The 21,197-nt window shown below is 48.0% G+C and carries 14 protein-coding genes; 13 read left to right on the forward strand and 1 reads right to left on the reverse strand.

The window, feature by feature from the left end; all coding sequences use genetic code 11:
* Positions 1 to 33 precede the first annotated feature (33 nt).
* The 8 genes from T504_RS0106750 (at position 34) to T504_RS0106785 (ending at position 12,182) form a co-directional block, all read left to right on the forward strand.
* Positions 34 to 3,813 (forward strand): phosphoribosylformylglycinamidine synthase, encoded by a 3,780-nt coding sequence (locus tag T504_RS0106750; protein ID WP_033170305.1) that lies wholly within the window; start codon positions 34 to 36, stop codon positions 3,811 to 3,813.
* A gap of 137 nt (positions 3,814 to 3,950) precedes the next feature.
* Complete coding sequence (locus T504_RS0106755; RefSeq protein ID WP_231473874.1) at positions 3,951 to 4,934, forward strand: LacI family DNA-binding transcriptional regulator; 984 nt, start codon at positions 3,951 to 3,953, stop codon at positions 4,932 to 4,934.
* Between the two features lie 160 nt (positions 4,935 to 5,094).
* On the forward strand, positions 5,095 to 6,471 hold the full coding sequence (locus tag T504_RS0106760; RefSeq protein WP_081823398.1) for a glycoside hydrolase family 32 protein: 1,377 nt from the start codon (positions 5,095 to 5,097) through the stop codon (positions 6,469 to 6,471).
* Between the two features lie 29 nt (positions 6,472 to 6,500).
* Complete coding sequence (locus T504_RS0106765) at positions 6,501 to 7,775, forward strand: oligosaccharide MFS transporter (protein ID WP_033170307.1); 1,275 nt, start codon at positions 6,501 to 6,503, stop codon at positions 7,773 to 7,775.
* An 84-nt stretch (positions 7,776 to 7,859) separates the two neighbouring features.
* Positions 7,860 to 9,212, forward strand: a complete 1,353-nt coding sequence (locus tag T504_RS0106770; RefSeq protein ID WP_033170308.1) for a hypothetical protein — start codon at positions 7,860 to 7,862, stop codon at positions 9,210 to 9,212.
* A 30-nt stretch (positions 9,213 to 9,242) separates the two neighbouring features.
* Positions 9,243 to 10,715 carry a glycoside hydrolase family 32 protein gene (locus tag T504_RS0106775; RefSeq protein ID WP_033170309.1) on the forward strand — a complete coding sequence of 491 codons (1,473 nt, stop codon included), beginning with the start codon at positions 9,243 to 9,245 and terminating at the stop codon, positions 10,713 to 10,715.
* Between the two features lie 96 nt (positions 10,716 to 10,811).
* On the forward strand, positions 10,812 to 11,195 hold the full coding sequence (dhaM, locus tag T504_RS0106780) for a dihydroxyacetone kinase phosphoryl donor subunit DhaM (RefSeq protein ID WP_033170310.1): 384 nt from the start codon (positions 10,812 to 10,814) through the stop codon (positions 11,193 to 11,195).
* Positions 11,196 to 11,273: 78 nt separating this feature from the next.
* Complete coding sequence (locus tag T504_RS0106785) at positions 11,274 to 12,182, forward strand: DUF2156 domain-containing protein (protein WP_033170311.1); 909 nt, start codon at positions 11,274 to 11,276, stop codon at positions 12,180 to 12,182.
* A gap of 59 nt (positions 12,183 to 12,241) precedes the next feature.
* On the opposite strand, the gene bioB is transcribed toward T504_RS0106785, so the two are convergent.
* Entirely contained in the window at positions 12,242 to 13,249 is a 1,008-nt protein-coding gene (gene bioB / locus T504_RS0106790; RefSeq protein ID WP_033170335.1) for a biotin synthase BioB, read from the reverse strand.
* Between the two features lie 199 nt (positions 13,250 to 13,448).
* On the opposite strand from bioB, the gene hsdR reads away from it, so the two are divergent.
* From hsdR to T504_RS13855, 5 genes are read left to right on the forward strand one after another with little or no spacing between them, the layout of a single operon-like run.
* Positions 13,449 to 16,724, forward strand: coding sequence for a type I restriction-modification system endonuclease (gene hsdR / locus T504_RS0106795; protein WP_033170312.1), 3,276 nt, complete (start codon positions 13,449 to 13,451; stop codon positions 16,722 to 16,724).
* Positions 16,721 to 18,133, forward strand: a complete 1,413-nt coding sequence (locus T504_RS0106800; protein ID WP_033170313.1) for a class I SAM-dependent DNA methyltransferase — start codon at positions 16,721 to 16,723, stop codon at positions 18,131 to 18,133. The genes hsdR and T504_RS0106800 overlap by 4 nt, the downstream gene beginning before the upstream one ends.
* A gap of 15 nt (positions 18,134 to 18,148) precedes the next feature.
* Positions 18,149 to 19,051, forward strand: coding sequence for an AAA family ATPase (locus T504_RS0106805; RefSeq protein ID WP_033170314.1), 903 nt, complete (start codon positions 18,149 to 18,151; stop codon positions 19,049 to 19,051).
* A gap of 1 nt (position 19,052) precedes the next feature.
* On the forward strand, positions 19,053 to 19,568 hold the full coding sequence (locus tag T504_RS0106810) for a hypothetical protein (protein WP_051635246.1): 516 nt from the start codon (positions 19,053 to 19,055) through the stop codon (positions 19,566 to 19,568).
* On the forward strand, positions 19,569 to 20,924 hold the full coding sequence (locus T504_RS13855; RefSeq protein WP_051635247.1) for a restriction endonuclease subunit S: 1,356 nt from the start codon (positions 19,569 to 19,571) through the stop codon (positions 20,922 to 20,924).
* Positions 20,925 to 21,197 lie beyond the last annotated feature (273 nt).

Below are 21,197 nucleotides of genomic sequence, written 5' to 3' on the forward strand. Positions count from 1 at the left end.
TATTTCTAATTCTATTGGAGGAAAAGAACACTCATGACTGTAAGAAGAATTTTCGTAGAGAAACGACAGGGATTCTTTGACATCCCGGCCCAGCAGCTCTGCAGCGACCTAAAGGAGACCTTCCAATTGGAAGAACTCAAGGCCGTCCGCATCATCAAACGCTATGATATCGAGGGGTTGAGTGATGAGGAGTACGCTGCGGTCAAGTCGGTGGTTTTTTCTGAGCCGCCGGTGGATGTGGTATATGAGGAGAAATTGCCGCATTTCCCGAATTCGCGGGTCTTTGCGGTCGAATATCTGCCGGGACAGTATGACCAGACGGCAGACTCGGCAGCGCAGTGCGTGCAGCTCGTTACGCAGAAAGAGCGCCCGCAGATTGCCACCGCACGGGTTATCGTCATTGTAGGAGACGTGAGTCGTGAGGATTTCAACAAAATCAAGGATTACTGCATCAATGCTGTGGAGAGCCGTGAGGCAAGCCTTACGAAACCAGAGTCGCTGAATATAACCTATGAGGAACCGGCTGATGTTGAAGTGCTGGAAGACTTCAACGGACTGGACGAAGCTGGGGTCAAAGCGTTTTGGGAGCAGAAGGGCTTTGCGATGAGTCTGGAAGACTTGCTCTTTTGCCAGCAGTATTTCCGCGATGAGGAGCATCGTGCGCCGACGATTACGGAACTTCGCGTTATCGATACCTATTGGTCGGATCATTGCCGTCATACTACTTTCACGACGGCAATCGATATGGTCGATATTAAAGATGGTTACTTTTCTCCCGCTATCACGAAGGCTTATGAGAAATATTTGGCAGACCGCAAGGAAATTTACGCCGATAAACCGCGCGATGTGACCTTGATGGATATTGCCGTCATCGGGATGAAAGCCCTCAGAAAGCAGGGCAAGCTCGCGGATTTGGATAAATCGGAGGAAATCAATGCCTGCAGTATTGTGGTAACGGCGGATATCGATGGCAAAGAGGAAGAGTGGCTCGTGATGTTCAAGAACGAGACGCACAATCATCCGACGGAAATCGAGCCTTTTGGTGGCGCGGCTACTTGTCTTGGTGGTGCAATCCGTGATCCGCTTTCGGGACGTTCCTATGTCTATCAAGCGATGCGCGTAACGGGGGCCGCTGATCCGCGCCGTCCGCTTAAAGATACGATGGCCGGAAAACTGCCACAGAAGAAAATTACCCTGGGCGCAGCTGCTGGCTACAGTGCTTATGGCAACCAGATTGGTCTGGCTACGGGACAGGTTCGCGAGGTCTACCATGAGGGCTATATGGCAAAGCGCATGGAAATTGGTGCCGTTATCGCTGCGGCGCCGAAAGTCAATGTTGTCCGCGAGCGTCCAGCAGCTGGTGATTTCATCGTGCTTGTAGGCGGCCGGACGGGCCGTGACGGCTGCGGCGGTGCGACGGGGTCCTCGAAAGAGCATACGGAAGAGTCGTTGACGAGCTGCGGTGCAGAGGTGCAGAAGGGTAATCCGCCGACGGAGCGCAAGATTCAGCGCTTGTTCCGCAATCCGGAAGTCAGCCGCATGATTAAACGTTGCAACGATTTTGGTGCCGGTGGTGTGGCCGTAGCTATTGGCGAGTTGGCCGATGGCCTGATTATCGATTTGGATGCCGTCAAGAAGAAATATGCCGGCCTCGATGGTACGGAACTGGCAATTTCGGAATCCCAGGAGCGTATGGCTGTCGTCATCGACCCGAAGGATTTGGATGCCTTCGTCAAATTCGCCGATGCAGAAAATCTGGAGGCTACCAAGGTCGCTGATGTCACGGAAGAACCGCGGCTTATCATGCAGTGGCGTGGCAAACCGATTGTCCAGATGAACCGTGAATTCTTGGATACCAACGGTGTTCGCCAGCATGTCACGGCTGTTATCGATATGCCGGATGCAGGCAAACGCTATCTGCGCGAAATCCCGGAGCCTGTCAAAAAGTGCGGGGGCGATGTGGAGAAAGCATGGCTGGAAAATCTGCGCGACCTCAATGTTTGCAGCCAGAAGGGATTGGCTGAGCGCTTCGATTCTACCATCGGCGGCAATACTGTGCTCATGCCCTTTGGCGGCAAGAAACAGCTGACGCCGGCCGAAGGTATGGTAGCGAAGCTGCCGGTCCTTGGCGCGGAGACGAATACCGCTACAGCGATGACCTTTGGTCTTAATCCGGCTTTTACGGAATGGAGTCCGTTCCATGGTGCTTTGTACGCTGTGGTTGAAGCTGCTGCCAAAATGGTTGCCTTGGGCGGTCGGGCAGATAAGATTCGCCTGACGTTCCAGGAATATTTCGAAAGCCTGGGCAAAGAGCCGGAGAAGTGGGGCAAACCGTTTGCTGCTCTTATCGGTGCGCTTTGGGCACAGCATGAGCTGGAGATTCCGGCTATCGGCGGAAAGGATTCGATGTCGGGAACGTTTGAGGATATTCATGTACCGCCGACGCTGGCAGCTTTTGCTGTTGATGTCATGAAGGCTGATGTTGCGATATCACCGGAATTTAAATACGCGGGCAATAAGGTTTATCTGGTACCGGCCCCGAAGGACGACCAGGATTTGCCGTTGTTTGGCAAGATGCGTCACAATTGGGCGAAAATCAGTGAGATGACAGCAGGACATAAAGTGTTCTCCGCGCAGAGCATTGGCGTAGGCGGTATTGCTGCTGCTGTTACGAAAATGTCGTTGGGCAATGGCATTGGCTTTAAATTTACGAACTTTATTGCCAAAGAAGACCTTTTCAAGCCGGATTATGGTTCTATCCTGTTGGAAGTTGCTGACAATACGGATGTGGAAACGATGTTGGCTGGCACCGGGTATCGTGAACTCGGTGAAACCACCGCAGGCCCGAGTATTGTCTGTGGTGATACGGTGGTCATGATTGCCGATGCGGAGGAGGCTTTCACGGCGCCGCTGGAAAAAATCTTCCCGACGCAGGTCAAGGTGCGTTCCAAAGATAAAGCAACCTACATTCCCTACAACAAGGGCAATGTGATTAAGGCACAGCACAGCATCGTTCGTCCGAAGGTATTCATCCCGGTATTCCCGGGCACGAACTGCGAATACGATTCGGCAAGAGCTTGGCAGCGTGCTGGTGCTGAGACGGAGACGCTGATTGTCCGCAACCTTACGCCGCAGGCTGTCGAGGAAACGGTGGAGGCAATCGTCAAGGGGATTCAGAAAGCCCAGATGATTATGCTGCCGGGCGGTTTCAGCGGCGGCGACGAGCCGGATGGTTCGGGAAAATTCATAGCGGCCATGTTCCGCAATCCGCGCATCAAGGAAGAGGTTATGAATCTCCTCAACAAACGTGATGGTCTGATGCTTGGTATCTGCAATGGTTTCCAGGCACTCATCAAATTGGGGCTGGTACCCTATGGCGATATTCGGGACCTTTCGGAATCTTCGCCGACGCTGACGCATAATAACATCGGCCGCCACGCTTCCTGTATGGTTCATACCAAAGTCGTATCGAATCTCTCCCCGTGGTTTAACAACGTCAAAGTGGGAGATACTCATACGATTGCGATTTCGCATGGCGAAGGCCGTTTTGTTGCCGATCAGGAAATCATCGCGAAACTGCGTGTACGCGGGCAGATTGCTACCCAGTATGTCGATGCGGCCGGAAATCCGTCGCTTTCTATTCCGTTCAATCCTAACGGTTCGGTCAATGCCATTGAAGGCATTACAAGCCCGGATGGACGCGTCTTGGGTAAGATGGGACACTCGGAGCGCATTGGAGAAAATGTCGCGCGCAATGTACCAGGCTGCAAAGATCAGCAACTCTTTGAAGCTGGTGTGGCGTATTACAAATAATATTGCATAACGATAGGGAAATGATCGGTCACTACTATGACCGGTCATTTTTTATTTCAACGGACTTGTGTAATAGGCATTGGCAATTTGCTCGATTATGGTTTACAATAATTAGCAAGTAGCTGATGAAACAGGAGGTGCGGTGGTTGGCACGAATTCGTGATGTGGCGCGGGAAGCTGGGGTATCGGTAGGAACCGTTTCGATGGTACTTAATCATGCAGATTACGGGTCACCGGCAATTCGCCAGAAAGTGGAGTCTGCTGTTGAGAAGTTGCAGTATGTCCCCAGTGAAATGGCGCGTAATTTATCGCTTAAGCGTACTATGACGGTAGGAATTATTGTACCGACAGTGTCCCATCCTTTTTTTGCGGAATTGGTGGGGGACTTAGAAGAAGCTTTGTATCATTTGGGATATAAGACGATGCTTTGTTGTACGCGACAAAAAGAAAATGCTGAGCATGTTTTTCTTGAGATGCTTCAACGCCAGAATATGGATGGAATTATCATGGGGGCGCATTCGTTAGATACCGCGATTTATCAAGGGGTAAAACAGCCAATTATTGCCTTCGATCGCTATTTGAGTCCGGATATCCCCATCGTTCATACCAATCATGTTTTGGGGGGAGAAATGGCAGCACAGGCGTTTTTGCAACATGATTGCCACCATATTGTGGAAATTTCTGGATCGCAGATGGTAAAAACACCAGCTGGAGAATACCATCAGGCGTTTAATAAGGTGATGCAGGCTCATGGAGTGCGAACGGATGTTGTTGCATTGCCATGGAATAGTTTTGGCTTCAAGGAATCAATGGAATTGGCTGAAAGGATTTTTGACGAATTTCCTGATGTTGATGGCATTTTAGGTTCGGATGTATCGGTGTCAAGTTGTTTGCAGTTAGCCGTACGACGAGGGATAAAGGTACCTGAACAGTTAAAATTGGTAGCATATGATGGTACCTATATCACCCAGAATGGTATTTTAAAATTGACGGCGGTGCGTCAACCAATTGCCGAATTAGCGGAAATAGCAGCAAAAAAAATTGTCAGTCTGATAAATGGCAGTCAAGATGATTCGCCTTGGGTATTACCCCCAACCGTTCTGAAGGGAGAGACCTGTTAATAGGTCTCTTTTTTTTTGTGTTTTTTCAGAATAAAAAAAAAAAAGTATATATTATAAATCTGTTGACAATCAGAAGAAATAAGTCTAAAATACTTATTGAACCGGTTCATTGAACCGGTTCAATAAGAGAATGTGATATAAAATGAAGGGGAGTATGACTATGAAAGAGCCGATAGCAATAACGAATAGGCGCTATCGTTTGGGGTATCATCTGATGACTCCAGGAGGATGGATGAATGATCCTAATGGTTTTTCTTTTTTTAAAGGTTGGTATCATATTTTTTACCAATATTATCCTTATGCTGCTGAGTGGGGGCCCATGCACTGGGGACATGCGCGCAGTCGTGATTTAGTTCATTGGGAGACCTTGCCGATAGCGTTAGCACCCGATGAATATGAAAATGGGTGCTTCTCTGGCAGTGCAGTGGTTCATGATGATAGATTATGGCTTATCTACACGGGACACCATACACCAGATGCTATTGATCCGGAAAATTTTTATCAGGACCAACGTGTGGCTTGGAGTGAAGATGGCATTCATTTCACGAAGTATGGTGCTAATCCGGTACTGAAAACGCCGGTGGGAAATACGAAACACTTCCGTGATCCTAAAGTTTGGCAGGAAGGTGAGACCTTTTATATGGTGTTGGGGAGTCAGGATATAGAAGGTCTTGGTCGGGCACTTGTTTATCAATCGCCGGATCTTTTGCACTGGCAGTTGGCTACGGAACTTTGTAAATCCGTTGGCAAAGATAAGGAAGGTTACATGTGGGAGTGCCCTGATTTCTTCCATTTGGATAATCAGGATATTCTATTGATGTCACCGCAGGGAATTGAGGCAGATGGTGATCGTTTCCGTAATCTGAATCAGACGGGATATTTGCTGGGCCGGGTCGAGGATAAAAAACTTGTCCATCAGGATTTTGTGGAAATTGATCATGGGCATGATTTTTATGCAGCTCAGACGATGTTGACACCGGATGGAAGACGTGTGATGATAGCTTGGATGAATGCTTGGGATTCCTCTATGCCGGAAATCGAAGATGGCTGGGCGGGTGCTCTGACACTTCCGCGTGAGTTATCGGTAAAGGATGGGTATCTCGTCCAAAAACCAGTAGCAGAGCTCAAGGGACTGCGGCAGGAAGTGCTGCTGGATGGACAGCTCGAAGCGCAGCAGGATTATAAACTGGGGAAAGTGGCTGAATTGGAACTGACCTTTGCGGATAAGGCGGAAGGCGTGCTGCTCCTGCTTACCGATGGCAGCAGGAATCTGCAGCTCAGCCTGGAACCCGGTGGACGGCTGGTTTTGAACCGCAATACAGAGGATGGCGAACGGGCGGCTTTGCGGCGGTCAGAAGGGCCTCTCAAATTGCAGATTTTCCTTGATAAGAGTTCAGCAGAAATATTCGTTGATGATGGGGAATTGACGTTTACCGAGCGTATGTATTGGCAAGATGATGTAACTTGCCGTTTGCTGGCAAAGTCGGCAAATCAGACGAAAGCATGGCGGTTAGAGAGTGAATCTAATCTTTATTGATTGAGGTAACTTAAGGGGGAACAACAATCATGCAAAACATTTTGATGAAGGCACTAAAAAATCCGTTTTATCGGACGGGTTCACTGGAAATTCTTTTGTTCTTTGCTGGATGGGGGATTTGGTGGTCATTTTTCCAGATTTGGCTGACGTCCAAGCAGGGATTTACGGGAGCTCAAGTGGGAACAATCTACACGTTTGGTTCAGCCGTAGCTTTGGTGTTGATGTTTGTTTATGGTTCCATTCAGGATAAGTTGGGATTAAAAAAGCATTTACTCATGGCAATGGTAGGCTGCCAAGTCCTTTTGGCACCATTTTTTACCTGGGTTTATGTGCCGATGCTGGCCAGCAATTTTTACGTCGGTGCGATGGTAGGAGCGGTATATTTGGCGGTGGCTTATCTGGCAGCCTGCCCGGTATTTGAGGCAGTAACGGAACGACTCAGCCGTCGTTACAGCTTTGAGTATGGGCAAGCTAGAGCGTGGGGATCTTTTGGCTATGCCATCTCGGCGCTGGCAGCTGGATTCCTCTTTACCATTAATCCTTATCTGGTTTTTTGGACTGGTTCCGCGGTGTCGGCGGTACTGCTCGCTATCCTGGTGTTCGTAAAACCGGAAAACAAAGAAGAAAATGTTGCGAAGTATGAGAATCGTGAGGAGCGCGATAAGGCGACGAAATCGCCATCCATCAAGGAGATTGTTCAGGTCTTTGGCATTATGGATCTTTGGCGGATCATCATTTTTGTTATCCTGAGTTGGACGTTTTACACCGTGTTTGACCAGCAGATGTTCCCTGAATTTTTCACGCGCTTCTTTGCTACGCCTGAGGAAGGACAGCAGGCCTATGGTATTTTGAATTCGGTTCAGGTGTTTTTGGAGTTCGTCATGATGGGATTGGTGCCAATCTTGATGAAACGGATTGGCGTGCGTCGTGCGCTGCTGTTAGGCTGCCTGATCATGGTCTGCCGTATCGGTGGATGCGGTTTGGCTTCGACGCCACTGGGGATTGGTCTTATCAAACTTTTGCATGCCCCGGAAACGGCTCTCTTTGTCCTGGCTATTTTCCGTTACTTTACGCTTCATTTTGACACGCGCGTATCGGCTACGCTCTATATGGTAGGTTTCCAAATTGCAGCTTCGGTAGGTGGCATTATCTTTTCGGTGCCACTCGGCAGCTTGCGCGATAATATCGGTTACCAGAACACGTTCCTGATTATTGCAGGAATTGTTATCTGTGCTACGTTGTATGCATTTTTCATCCTGAAAAAAGACGATAAAGATGTGGCAGGTCAGCCGCTAGAAGCCTGAGAGGATAGATAGAAGCTAGCGTCCCTGACTGCCGAATGGCCGCAGGGACGTTTTTGATTGTTTTCTGCCAGGGGAGGAAAATATATGAAGAAGAATTTTCTAGCTTATGGTTTGGTGCCGGCGCTCGCATTGGGGACTTATGGAACGGTGGGAGCACAGCCGTTAGCAGCGGCAAATGTGATGAGCGAACAAGGTGGGACAGGACAGGTTGCAGCTGCGGCGGAACCTGTGACGCAGGAGTCGTTGCAGACTTTACATAAGGAATTGGAGCAGCAGCTATATCAGGCACAGGAATTGCAGAAAAGGCTGAATGCGCAGTTGGGAAGCCTGGAAAAGCGAATGACTAAGGTAGAGAAAAAGACCAATGAGCCGCGGGTGGATATCCATGGATATGGACGCTTCCGCTGGGATAAGCAGCATTTTACAGATTTCAAGGGGACCAATCGAAAGTCTGTCTGGCTCAACCTGTTTGTCAATCATCGAATCAATGAGCGTTGGTCCTTTCATAGTGAGCATGAGTTTGAGAATAGTCTTTCCACGAATCATGGAGCGTATGAACCCGATGGTGGTTTTGAAAAACCAGGAGGCAAGAAATACTCCCGTCCGGTACTGCAGCTTTATGCGGATGGCCGGGTAGGAGATGTGAATGTCAAGCTCGGCCGCTATTATCTGCAATCCCCGTATAAGTTTACGTTTGATGAAAAAATCGATGGTTGGCAGGCATCTTATGGCATACCGACAAGATGGGGACGCAAGGCCAACTTCACGCTGAATTCTGGTAATACGTATAGCAAGGTTTTTTATGGCGATACGGAAAATAAATTGGATATTTGGGCAGAAGGCGGCAGTGGCAATGTACGGGTTTTGTCGTTGATAGGGGAAATCCCTGTGGCGAAAAACACCAATATCAATACGCATTACGGACGCATAACGCGGCGGAATGATAATTTGCGGCGCAAGACGTTCTCGCTCGGCTTTGATACGAAACTCAATCGCGATTTGAAATTCTGGGCCGCATTAGCCAAATCGGATTCAAACTCGTTGAATAAGTCGCATGTCCTGCAATTGCAATACAAAGAGGCGCGGGCTGATATCCCTGGTTCTTTTGATATCTATGTCAAAAAGTATTTGCAGCGTGGTCATACCGGAATGACAAATTGGTTTAACGATGATATCGTTGACCCGACGCATGGCGATTATATAGAGGAACTGAAACAGCAGAATCCGGATGCTCCGGATAATAAGCCATGGCAGTATCGTGCCGGTGAGTTCAATGGTATCCGCATTGGTGCTGATTTCGTACCCGTACGCAATACGAAGCTGCTGGTCAATTATACGTTTGGCAAGCAAGGCCTATTTGACGCAGGTCAAGGAAAACTTACAGGGAAAAGGAATCATTACAGCTTCTTCCGTACGCAGTGGGAAGTATATTTCTAAGCAGTATTTAGGATGAAAGGATGGCAGGTTATGAAAAAACAAATCCTGGCAGCGATGCTGGCAGCTTCGAGTTTTGGTTTTATGAATTCTCCGGCGTTGGCCTATCCGTCGATTTTCCCCGATACCGGTTACAGCTGGGTAGGCGATACGATGCCGTATTACGATGGAGAACAGTTCCGCATCTTTTATCTGGAGGATATGCGTGATGGGGAGGTCGGTTTTCATCCTTGGAGCTTATTGACCACGAAAGATTTTGTTGATTACCAGCAGGATAGTATGGTTATTCCGTATGATACGGAAAATGAATTTGCCAAGGACTCAGCTTTAGGAACCGGTTCGGTGGTAAAGGATAAAGATGGTCTTTATCATGCGTTCTATACAGGCTTTAACTGGCGAAGCATGCCCAAAGAAAATATCATGCATGCGGTTAGCCGGGATCTGGTAAGTTGGCAAAAACTGCCAGAGGATACGTTCCATGGCAGCAAACCGTATATTTATGATGATACCTTCCGCGATCCGAATGTATTCTATAATGCGGATTATGATGAATACTGGATGCTCATTACGACGCGCAGCAAAAAGGCACGCGGCGTAATTGCCCGTTACACATCGAAGGACTTGAAGCACTGGGAAGATAAAGGTATTCTCTTTGAAAATGATATGGGAAGTTCTGCGAATATGGAGTGTCCGACCTTGGTCAAATATGGTGATTACTGGTATCTGACGTTCTCGGATCAGTGGCCTTCTCGTGTGGTGCATTACCGCATGGCGAAAGATTCAAAGGGGCCATTTGTGAAACCAGCGCAGGATTCCTTTGATGCCAGTGGTTTCTACGCGGGGAAGTTGGTTCGGGATACAAAAGACCTTTATCTGGTTGGGTGGACGCCAACCAAGGCGGATGGCAAGGATAATCAGCCGGCAGATTGGGCTGGCAATATGGTAACGCATCAATTAAAACAACGAGGAGATGGTACGCTATACCCAGTCCCCGTAGATAAAGTTACGAATCGTATGCAGCGTGAGGAGGCGCTAGTACCAATTGTAACGAATGGTGATGTGAAAAATGATGGTCATGAGTATCACTTAAGTGGTCCAGGTCTAGCAAAGGTAGTGATGCCCAAAATAGATGGTATTAAGAAAATTACAGGGTGTTTCACCCCTGGCAGTCAGCAGGGAAAATTCGGTTTGATGTTTAATGTCGGGCCGGCTGAGACAGGATCGTTGAATCTCGTATTTGATGCGAAAGAAAAAACGGTGGCTTTTTATAACACCGATACAGCGTGCATCGATAAGACTAAGCCAGAACTTTCCGTACCAGTCAGCTTGAATTCGGAGGGGAGTTATGATTTTACGTTGCTTATTGATGGAACCGTGGCTGTTCTCTATATAAATAATCAAATGGCACTGAGTACACGAATGAATGCTATGCCAAGGACTCAGTGGGGCATTTTCTCACGGAATAGTGAGGTGACTTTGACAGACTTGCATATAAAAAATTTTTAGTCGAAAATTGACAAAATTTATGTTACAATAATAAAAGTGCTTTAGGCGGTCAGGTTCCTGGCCGCTTTTTGAATAAATTGAAGAGAGGTGGATACGTTGGTTGGTATTGTAATCGTGTCCCATAGTCAGAAATTGGCGGAAGGGGTCAAGGAGTTGGCTGAGATGATGGCTAGGGATGTACAGATTGCAGCAGCTGGAGGGCTGGACGATGGCATGCTGGGGACTAGTTATGGGAAAATAATGATGGCTGTTGAAGATGTTTGTGGCCGTGATGGTGCTGTGATTCTTATGGATATGGGCAGTGCTGTTATGACGGCGGAATTGGTACAGGAAAACCTCAAAGATGATCAAGTGAAACTGGTGGATTGCCCGTTGGTTGAAGGTGCTGTGATGGCGGCTATAGCCGCTGCTGGCGGTGCAGATGTCAGAGAAGTTGCGCGGCAGGCACAAGCGGGACGAGAGATGATGAAGCTTCAGTGAGTGAGTTACGGCAGTGGCTTGACGGATTTGTTATAATGATAGGGTACATCAATAACGAGAGCGATTATCATCAGGAGGATGAGTATTATAGAATTCCATGATTTGACGAAAGCCGATAAAAAATTATTGGATCGGTATTTCCAAAGCCGTTATTATGAAAATTCCCATTTTAATTTTACAAATCTCTATATGTGGCGTGAGCCGTATCAAGTGAAGTGGTGCGAAGACGATGGCGTCCTTTATATGACCTGTCAGTGGGATGGTCAGCTGATGGCGTTGCAACCGTACGGTCCGGAAGAGAAAATGAAGGAAGCTACCGAAAAGTTCCTGGCTTATTTTGAGCAGCAGGGACAACCCTTTGTTATGACTGGCATTGAGAAAAGCTATGTGCAGGTATTGGAGAACTATACCGGTGCGTCGTTTGCGATTGAAGCCGACCGTGACAACTTCGACTATGTTTATTTGGCGGAAAAGCTCATAAGTTTGTCGGGGCGCAAGCTTCATTCCAAAAAGAATCATCTCAATGCATTTCGCAAGCTTTATCCGCAGGCGGAGTATCTGCCGATTACCGAGGAGATTTTGCCAGATTGTTTGGAGGAACTTCAGCGCTGGTATGATATCCGTATCAAGGATGAGCCGGATGACCCGTTTATCGGTTGGGAAAGCCGGGCGATCCGCGAAGTGTTTGAGGATTATGCCTACTTTGGGTTAAAAGGCGGGGCGATTCGTCTCGATGGGCGCATCATCGCCTTTACCTTTGGAGAGCAGCTCAATACGGATTCGGTGGTGGTTCATGTCGAAAAAGCCGATCCGAATATCCGTGGGGCCTATCCTGCAATCAATCAGGCGTATGTTGAGAATTGCTGGCAGGGAATGACTTATATCAATCGCGAAGAAGATATGGGGCATGAGGGGCTTCGCAAGGCAAAAGAGTCCTATAAACCGGTTAAGATGATTGAAAAATTCAACATAAAACGGTTAGCATAAATAACGAAAAAGGTGCGACAAAATGCAAAAGCATTATGTTGCACCTTTTTCGTTGGAGATTAATGGGCTCCGCAGGTACCACTGTTCCGAACTACGGTGTCCTGATTGGTAAGACCGAGTTCTTTTAGCATTGCCATGTCTTCTTTGATGGTAGTACCGGATGTAGTCAGCATATTGCCTGTGATGGAGGCGGAGGCACCCGCCCGGAAGGCTGTAGCGCCATTTTGTGGCAAAAGTTTGCGGCCGGCCGCCAGGCGGATATTGGCCGTAGGATTTATGAAGCGGAAAATGGCGATGGTACGCAGGATATCTTCGGCTGAAAGTGCTGGCTGGTCAGCTAGTCCTGTGCCGGGAATCGCCATCAGTGCGTTGATGGGGATGGATTCGATACCAAGCTCAGCAAGGCTGATGGCCATATCGATGCGGTCTTCCCAGGTTTCCCCCATGCCGATGATGCCACCGGAGCAGACACAGAAGCCTTCTTCTTGTGCAATCTTAATCGTATCGATGCGGTCCTGGTAGGTGTGCGAAGTACAAATCTGTGGGAAGAAACGGCGGCTGGTTTCGATATTATGATGGTAGCTCGTGACTCCGGCAGCCCGAAGCCGTTTGAACTGCTGGCGGGTTAAAAGCCCATGGGAGGCACAGAGATCAATGGAGAGTGTGTGGTGCATGGTTTTATATGTGTCGATGGCTTTATCAAAATCCTGACCGGCTAATGCGCGCCCCGAAGTCACAATCGCAAAGCGATTGGCACCGGCCTCCTGATTGGCTTTGGCATTTTTGATGATTTCCTCTTTGGCCAGGAACGGATATTCATCAATGCCCGTATGATGGCAGGCAGCCTGGGCACAGTATTTGCAGTTTTCGCCACAACGGCCACTGCGTCCGTTGATAATGGTGCAAAGGTCAATGTGGTTGCCACAGAAGTGATCCTGCAGCCGGCGTGCCCCTTCCTGCAGCTCCTTTAGCGGCGCTGTCAGAAGATACGAAAGGTCATCGCCGCGTTTTAGGCGCAGTCCGGCGATGATTTTATCGGTAAGCAATTGGATGTTCGTGATTTTCATAGCAGTCAGCCTCGCTTTATTATTTTTGAGGATAAAATCCATTGTTAACATTTTATATCTATAAAAGTTGACAGTCAACCTAGTAAGCTAAAATAGCGAACCAAAGGGAACGTTTAAGGGGCGGCTGCTGGTTTCTGCTTTTGAGGTTTGCTGTAAGATATGATAAAATTATTAGATAATAAGAGGAGGGGCAGTTCGTATGGCATATTCCAATTTTGATTTCTTGTCAGAAAAATTTCCGGTGCTGGCTCATTTGGGACGGCTGGCAGAAAAATATGTGTACAGCGATTCGAATTCCTGTCTGTTCAAGTTAGGTATGATGGGCGAGACGATGATTAAGCTCATGTTTGACTACGATGGAATAGAACTGCCTCACGAAGATAAAGCGGTAAACCGAATCAATAAATTGCGGCGGGAAGATTTGTTGGATGCAGATACGGCCATGCTTTTCCATTCCCTGCGCAAGATACGCAATCAGGCAGGACATGAGGGCTATGAATCTGTAAGGGATGCCCGCAACTATTTAGGCATTACGTACAGTCTGTCCGAATGGTTTATGCAGACTTATGGCGATTATCAATATAAGAATCGCCCGTTTGTGATGCCGCAGGAAACGCCGGCCCCTGTCAGGGAAGATAAAGGGGAGGAAGAGGCACTGGAAAAAATCCTCCTGCAGCAGGCTGCGGAAAATGCCGCCAAAGCCCCCAAGGTAAACAAGGCGGTCCGTCAAAAATATGCCCGCAAGGCCAGCAATCAGCGGTACAAATCCGAAGCGGAAACCCGCGTGTTGATTGATGAGCAGCTGCGGCAGGTAGGCTGGGAGGCTGATACGGAGAACTTGCGTTACAGCAAGGGCACAAGACCGCAGAAGGGCAAGTGCCTTGCTATAGCGGAATGGCCTACGGATTCGGCGAGCGGCAAAAGCGGTTTTGCCGATTATGCGCTGTTCATCGATTTGCAGCTGGTGGCCATCATCGAGGCCAAGGCTGAACATAAAGATGTAGCCGCAGTGATTGACGGCCAATGCAAGGACTATCCCAAGCACATCAAGAATCAGCATAGCGATTATGTCGTGGGGCAGTGGGGCGATTATCAGGTTCCCTTCACCTTTGCCACCAATGGCAAGCCTTATTTGGAGCAGCTGCGCACGAAGTCCGGCATCTGGTTCCTGGATTTGCGGCAGAAAACCAATCGTCCGCAGCCGCTGCGAGGCTGGTTCAGCCCTCTGGGACTGGTAGAGTTATTGGCCCGCGATACAGGCAAGGGCAACGAAAAGTTACAGGCTATGCCTTACGCTGTCCTGCAAGACCCGGATGGCTTAAATCTGCGCGCCTATCAGATTGCGGCGATTCAGGCAGCGGAAAAGGCGGTACTCAGCGGCCAGCAGAATATCCTGCTGGCCATGGCTACGGGCACCGGTAAGACCCGTACCGTGTTGGGGATGATTTACCGCTTCCTCAAGACCAATCGCTTTCAGCGGATTTTGTTCCTCGTTGACCGCAATTCTCTGGGTACGCAGGCCCATGATGTATTCAAGGATGTGAAACTCGAAGAGCTTATGTCCCTGAATCAGATTTACAACATCAAGGGGCTGGATGAAAAACTTATTGACCGGGAGACACGTGTGCAGGTGGCTACGGTACAGGGCATGATTCAGCGCATTGTCTTTAACGATGACGAACGCAAGCCTGCCGTATCGGACTATGACCTGATTATTGTCGATGAAGCCCATCGCGGCTATACGCTGGACAAGATGATGGATGAGGAAGAACTGGTCTATCGCGACCAGCGGGATTACCAGAGCAAGTATCGGGCCGTTATTGAGTATTTCACGGCAGTGAAAATCGCTTTGACCGCAACGCCTGCTCTGCATACCACGCAGATTTTCGGCGAACCGATTTTTAAGTACACCTATCGGGAAGCCGTGATTGATGGTTTTCTCGTGGATTACGATGCACCACATATCATCAAGACGCGCCTGAGCGAAGCGGGCATTCATTACGGCAAGGGTGACACCGTGGCCATCTATGACCCGGTTACGGGGGAAATCACCAATAGTGAAGCACTGGAAGACGAGCTGGACTTTGATGTAGAGAGCTTCAATCGGCAGATTATCGTGCCGGACTTCAATCGCAAGGTGCTGGCCGAAATTGCCAAGGATATTGACCCCACGGATGAATTCGGCGGCAAGACCCTTATCTATGCCGTCAACGATGCCCATGCGGATATGATTGTAGACATTCTGCGGGAAATCTATGCCGATATGGATATTGACCAGGATGCCATTATGAAAATCACGGGCAGTATCGAAAACGGCAATCAGAAGAAAATACAGGAAGTCATCCGGCAGACCCGCAACAACCAGTATCCCAGCATTATCGTGACCGTTGACCTGCTGACAACAGGTATTGATATCCCTGCCATTACGCGGCTGGTGTTTCTGCGGCGAGTGAAATCCCGTATTCTCTTTGAGCAGATGCTGGGCCGTGCCACGCGCCTGTGTCCTGCTATTGGCAAAGACCATTTCGAGATTTATGACCCCGTGGGCACATTCGCCAGCTTGGAGAAGGTTAGCACGATGAAACCGGTGGTCGCGAATCCGGCAGCTACCATCACCAAACTGATTGACACGTTAGTGCCAGAGGCACAGTCAGAGGATAAGTCTGTACTGACGCATCAGATTGACCAGCTGTTGGCGAAAATCCAGCGCAAAGGCCGCAATCTGACCACCGAGCAGGAGCAGCAGTTCATGGCTATGACCGGGGCAAAATCCTATGCAGATTATGCCCACGACTTGGCCGAGCAGGATGATAAAACGGCTCGGGACAGACTGATTAAAGACAGGGCCGCATTCAGTTACTTGGAAAACTATATCCGTCCGGGCAGGCCGCAGGTGGTATCAGATGCCACAGATGAAGTGACCTATCATGTGCAGGGCTATGGTAACGCCCAACAGCGGCCCGAGGATTATCTGGACGAATTCACCAGCTACATCAAAGAACACATCAATGAAGTAGCGGCAATCAATATCATCTGCACCAAACCGGCAGAACTTACGCGGAAAAGTTTGAAGGAATTATCCCTGCAGCTCGATAGGGAAGGCTATGCCCCGACACAGCTGGATTCTGCGATTACCGCCCTGAATGCGGAAGAAGCCGGTGCCGACATCATCAGCATTATCCGCCGCTATGCCATCGGTGCCCGCCTGATGAATCATCGGGAAAAGGTGGAAAGGGCCGTGAAACGCCTGCGGGCTAACCATAAGTTCACCAAAATGCAGGATACATGGATAGAGCTGATGAAAAACTATCTAATCAATGAACCTGTGCTGAACCGTGAAGCCTTGGACGAAGATTCCCGTCTGCGCAAAAAGGGCGGCTCGGCACGGGCGGACAAACTTTTGCAGGGACAGCTAAATGGGATTATTGCAGAACTTAATGAATATATGTATGACGACGGAGGAAGAAGCGCGTGACAACTCAGGATATTGTAGGCAAATTATGGAAATTATGTGATGTACTGCGGGATGATGGCATTACCTATCATCAGTATGTAACGGAACTGACCTATATCCTGTTCCTCAAAATGGCCAAGGAAACAGGGGCGGAGGACAGCATTCCCGCAGGCTATCGCTGGGATGATTTGGCGGCATTAGATGGCATTGAACTCAAAAAGTTTTATCGGCAGCTTCTGGAATATCTGGGTACGGAATGTCAGGGGCGCATCCGCGAAATCTATAATGGAGCGTCCACCAGCATTGACGAACCGGCCAACCTCAAAAAACTCATCACTTCCATTGATGAACTGGACTGGTTCAGCGCGAAAGAAGAGGGCTTGGGCAATCTCTATGAAGGCCTGCTGGAGAAAAACGCCAACGAGAAAAAATCCGGTGCAGGGCAGTATTTCACGCCGCGTCCGCTGATTGATGTGATGACAAAACTCGTGAAACCACAAGCAGGCGAGAAATGCAATGACCCTGCGTGTGGCACTTTCGGCTTTATGATTGCCGCTTTCCAGTACGTTTACAGCCATACCAATGGTTTTATGGATTTGGACGGCGACCAGGCGCAGTTTGAATATGAAAAAGCGTTCACGGGCTGCGAACTCGTGCATGATACGCATCGTCTGGCGCTGATGAATGCCATGCTGCATGAAATCGAGGGCAGAATCATGTTGGGCGATACGCTCTCACCTTTGGGCAAAAATCTGGATGGGTATGATGTGGTGCTCACCAATCCGCCTTTCGGGACGAAAAAAGGCGGCGAGCGTGCTTCCCGCGATGACCTCGATGTGCTCACGAGCAACAAACAGCTCAACTTCCTCCAGCACATCTATAAGAGCCTTAAAAAAGATGGCAAAGCGCGGGCGGCTGTTGTCCTGCCCGATAACGTGCTCTTTGCTGATGGCGATGGCGCGAAAATCCGCGCCAATCTCATGGATAAATGCAACCTGCATACCATCCTGCGCCTGCCCACAGGCATTTTCTATGCGCAGGGAGTCAAGACCAATGTGCTGTTCTTTACCAGAGGAACGAGCGACAAGGATAATACCAGGGAAGTGTGGTTCTACGATCTGCGCACCAACATGCCGTCCTTCGGCAAGACCAACCCCTTGAAGCAGGAGCACTTCGCGGACTTTATGAAGGCTTACGAGGCTGAGGACAGAACCAAAGTGGAGGACGAACGCTGGAGTGTGGTGAGTCGCGCAGAAATTGCCGCTAAAGGCGACAGCCTTGACCTTGGACTCATCAAAGATGACAGCATCGTGGATTACGAGGACCTGCCCGACCCGCTAACCGCTGCGGAAAACGCCGCTGATACCTTGGAAGAAGCCGTGGATATGCTGCGGGCGGTGGCGAAGGAACTGAAACAGCTCGGCGTATAAGGGAGAGGTAAGTTTATGTCTGTGAGGAAAATAAGAGTAAATAATTATTCTGTATTTGCCGATATGGAAATAGATACAGAGGCAAATGTCAATGTGCTTGTCGGTCAAAATGGAACAGGAAAGACGCATCTTTTGAAATATATCTATGTAGCATCTAAGCTTGACAAGTCAAAAGTCAATATTGATTTTTTGCGTCAATATGGGGTTCCGTTTGACAAGTCAAATTATCCTGTGCAGGGATATCTGGTAACGGATAAAGAAGAAAGCAGTTTGGATGCACTATATATTCCGGTGAAGGATATGTTGACGCATGCGAAAGGTCTGCTCGCGATGGCAGAAAAGTATCGGGATTTTCCTTTTGACCGTACCTTGACGGATATTATCAAGCGTGCGAATCAGTGGACATTGAAAGAACCTACCTTGCTGGCCAAGGCGATATTGCCGCATTTAGAGCGTATGATGGATGGTCAGGTCGTGGTGCAGGATGAGGAATTCTATATTCGCAAACATGACGGGCGAATGGTCAGCTTTACTGTTGAAGCGGAGGGGCTAAAAAAAATCGGGTTGCTTTGGCAATTGCTGATGACGGAAAATATTCATGAAGACATGGTGCTGTTGTGGGATGAACCGGAAGCGAATCTCAATCCAGAATTTTTCCCGGATTTGGTGGAGTGCCTGCTGGAACTTTCACGACATAATATACAAATCTTTGTCAGTACACATAATTATATTTTTGCCAAGTATTTTGATGTACGCCGTCGTCAGGCGGATAGAATTTTCTTCCATGCGTTGTATTCAGGAGAAAATGGCGTTCATTGTGAAACGAAGAATACTTTTGCGGAATTAGAGCATAATGCCATTGCGGATACCTTCAATGCGCTATTGAATGAAGTCTATGATTTACAGGTAGGAGATTGATATGGCTGGGATTTTTACGGATGAGAACCATTCCTGTGAAATCGACTTTACAAGGGCGAAATGGGCGACGGACCAGCTTCATGACATATTTCATGCAGCGAAACTTAGCTTGTTAAGCGATGTAGATTTTGTGGCTGAGACGGATGACGAACTTTTGCTGATAGAGTATAAAAATGCGAATTTGCGAGGTGCAGTAAATCCGGAGGCTTTCAAGCCAATGGCAGATAAGAAGCTGAATAGTGTGGCGCGGAAGTATTATGATAGTCAGCATTTCTTGCAAGCCATTCAACGCGGCAAGGGAAAAAAGAAGCACTATGTCTATATTTTGGAATGTGTCAAAGGGGATAGCGTTTTGCGTAATAGTGTGCGCGTGAATCTGGCTGGCCGCTTGCCGTTTAAATTACAGAAAGATGTAGCCGGGATGGAAAAAATGATTGATTCACTGGAAGTATTGAGCGTGGCAGAGTGGAACGAACGGTATGGGCGGTTTCCCTTGCGCCTGTTGGGAGACGTGTAGATGGCAAAGAAGCAACTGACAATAGAAGAAAAATTAGAAGCGGCACTGGTGCCAGTCGAGGAACAGCCATATAAGGTGCCGGAGAATTGGTGCTGGGTGAGATTGGGGAGTATATCTACAAATCAATATGGATACTCTGCAAAGGCTATCTATGACAGCAATTACCCTAGAATGCTTAGAATTACTGATATTAAAGAAGATGGCGTGGATTGGAAGTCAGTTCCAAACTGTGTTATAGATGATGAGACTAAAGAAAAGTATCTTTTGCAGACAGATGATATTGTTGTTGCTAGGACTGGTGCTACAACAGGAAAAAGTTATTTGCTGGTGAATCCAGATAATGCAGTATTTGCTTCATATCTGATTCGTTTGAGGATAACGCGAGAAGTTTTGCCATCATACATTTATTTGTTTCTTCAATCTTCTCTGTATTGGAATCAGATAACGGAATTGGCAGCTGGTATTGCGCAACCGGGAGTTAATTCCTCTAAATTATTGACGTTGATGGTTCCTTTGCCAAAGAACGCGGAACAGTCCCGTATAGTCGCCCGTATCGAATCTCTTTTCGCCAAGCTGGATGAAGCCAAGGAAAAAATACAGGAAGTTCTCGATGGAGCTGACCTGCGCCGCGCCGCTATTTTGCATCAAGCTTTTACAGGCAAGTTGACGGCGAAGTGGAGAAAGGAACGTGGCGTAAGGTTAGAAGATTGGAGAAAAACTACCTTAAAAGAAATTTCATCAGCTATTGGCGATGGTTTACATGGCACCCCAGAATATGATGCTGAGGGAAAATATTTTTTTATAAACGGCAATAATTTCTTCGATGACCATATTGAAATTAAGCCGGACACAAAAAAGGTAAATGAAAAAGAATATAATAAATATAAAATTGCTTTATCAAGCAGTAATACAGTTTTCTTGTCTATAAATGGAACGTTAGGAAAAACAGCTTTTTATAACAATGAGCCAGTAATTTTGGGAAAGAGTGCCTGTTATATAAATGTTATGTCAATGGTAAATAAATATTGGTTAAAATATTTTTTTCAAACTCTAGAGTTTATCAATTATGCTAATGAAAAGGCTACTGGTAGTACGATAAAAAATCTTGGCTTAAAAGCAATACGAGAGAAAAAAATATATTTACCTTCCATGCCGGAACAGCAAGAAATCGTCCGCTTGCTGGACAATCTGCTCTCCCGCGAACAATCCACGGTCACTGCTTGCGAAGAAGCCTTGACCACCATTGACACCCTCAAAAAATCCATCCTTGCCCGCGCCTTTCGTGGCGAATTGGGCACTAATGACCCCGCTGAACCAAGCGCCAAGGAACTGCTGCAAGAAATACTAGCAAGCTAGAGTGTAGAATTTGACAAGTCAAACTTGACCGGTCAAAGATTGACTTGTCAAATGCAGACTGGCGGCGTGTTACGCAAAGAAAGCAGTGGAAAACTTGCAGACCTAGTGAGCGATTATGCCTGCCATGACAGATAAGAAGAAATCAGCTAGTGTAATGGTATAGGCCGTGAGGGCGTGGTCACTCTCGCGGCTTTTCACGTGTCTGCATCTTCTGTCGGAGGTGCAGGCTTTTTTCTTTGGGAAGTATTTTGGTTGCGGGCTGGATATGTGGTA

It is taken from the genome of Selenomonas sp. ND2010, from assembly GCF_000702005.1.
Taxonomy (GTDB): domain Bacteria; phylum Bacillota; class Negativicutes; order Selenomonadales; family Selenomonadaceae; genus Selenomonas_A.

Bases quoted from the DNA above. Each gene is read 5' to 3' on its own strand.
- T504_RS0106750 (WP_033170305.1), top strand. From the start codon at position 34: ATGACTGTAAGAAGAATTTTCGTAGAGAAACGACAGGGATTCTTTGAC.
- T504_RS0106760 (WP_081823398.1), top strand. From the start codon at position 5,095: ATGAAAGAGCCGATAGCAATAACGAATAGGCGCTATCGTTTGGGGTAT.
- T504_RS0106765 (WP_033170307.1), top strand. From the start codon at position 6,501: ATGCAAAACATTTTGATGAAGGCACTAAAAAATCCGTTTTATCGGACG.
- T504_RS0106770 (WP_033170308.1), top strand. From the start codon at position 7,860: ATGAAGAAGAATTTTCTAGCTTATGGTTTGGTGCCGGCGCTCGCATTG.
- T504_RS0106775 (WP_033170309.1), top strand. From the start codon at position 9,243: ATGAAAAAACAAATCCTGGCAGCGATGCTGGCAGCTTCGAGTTTTGGT.
- T504_RS0106785 (WP_033170311.1), top strand. From the start codon at position 11,274: ATGAGTATTATAGAATTCCATGATTTGACGAAAGCCGATAAAAAATTA.
- bioB (WP_033170335.1), bottom strand. From the start codon at position 13,249: ATGAAAATCACGAACATCCAATTGCTTACCGATAAAATCATCGCCGGA.
- hsdR (WP_033170312.1), top strand. From the start codon at position 13,449: ATGGCATATTCCAATTTTGATTTCTTGTCAGAAAAATTTCCGGTGCTG.
- T504_RS0106805 (WP_033170314.1), top strand. From the start codon at position 18,149: ATGTCTGTGAGGAAAATAAGAGTAAATAATTATTCTGTATTTGCCGAT.
- T504_RS0106810 (WP_051635246.1), top strand. From the start codon at position 19,053: ATGGCTGGGATTTTTACGGATGAGAACCATTCCTGTGAAATCGACTTT.
- T504_RS13855 (WP_051635247.1), top strand. From the start codon at position 19,569: ATGGCAAAGAAGCAACTGACAATAGAAGAAAAATTAGAAGCGGCACTG.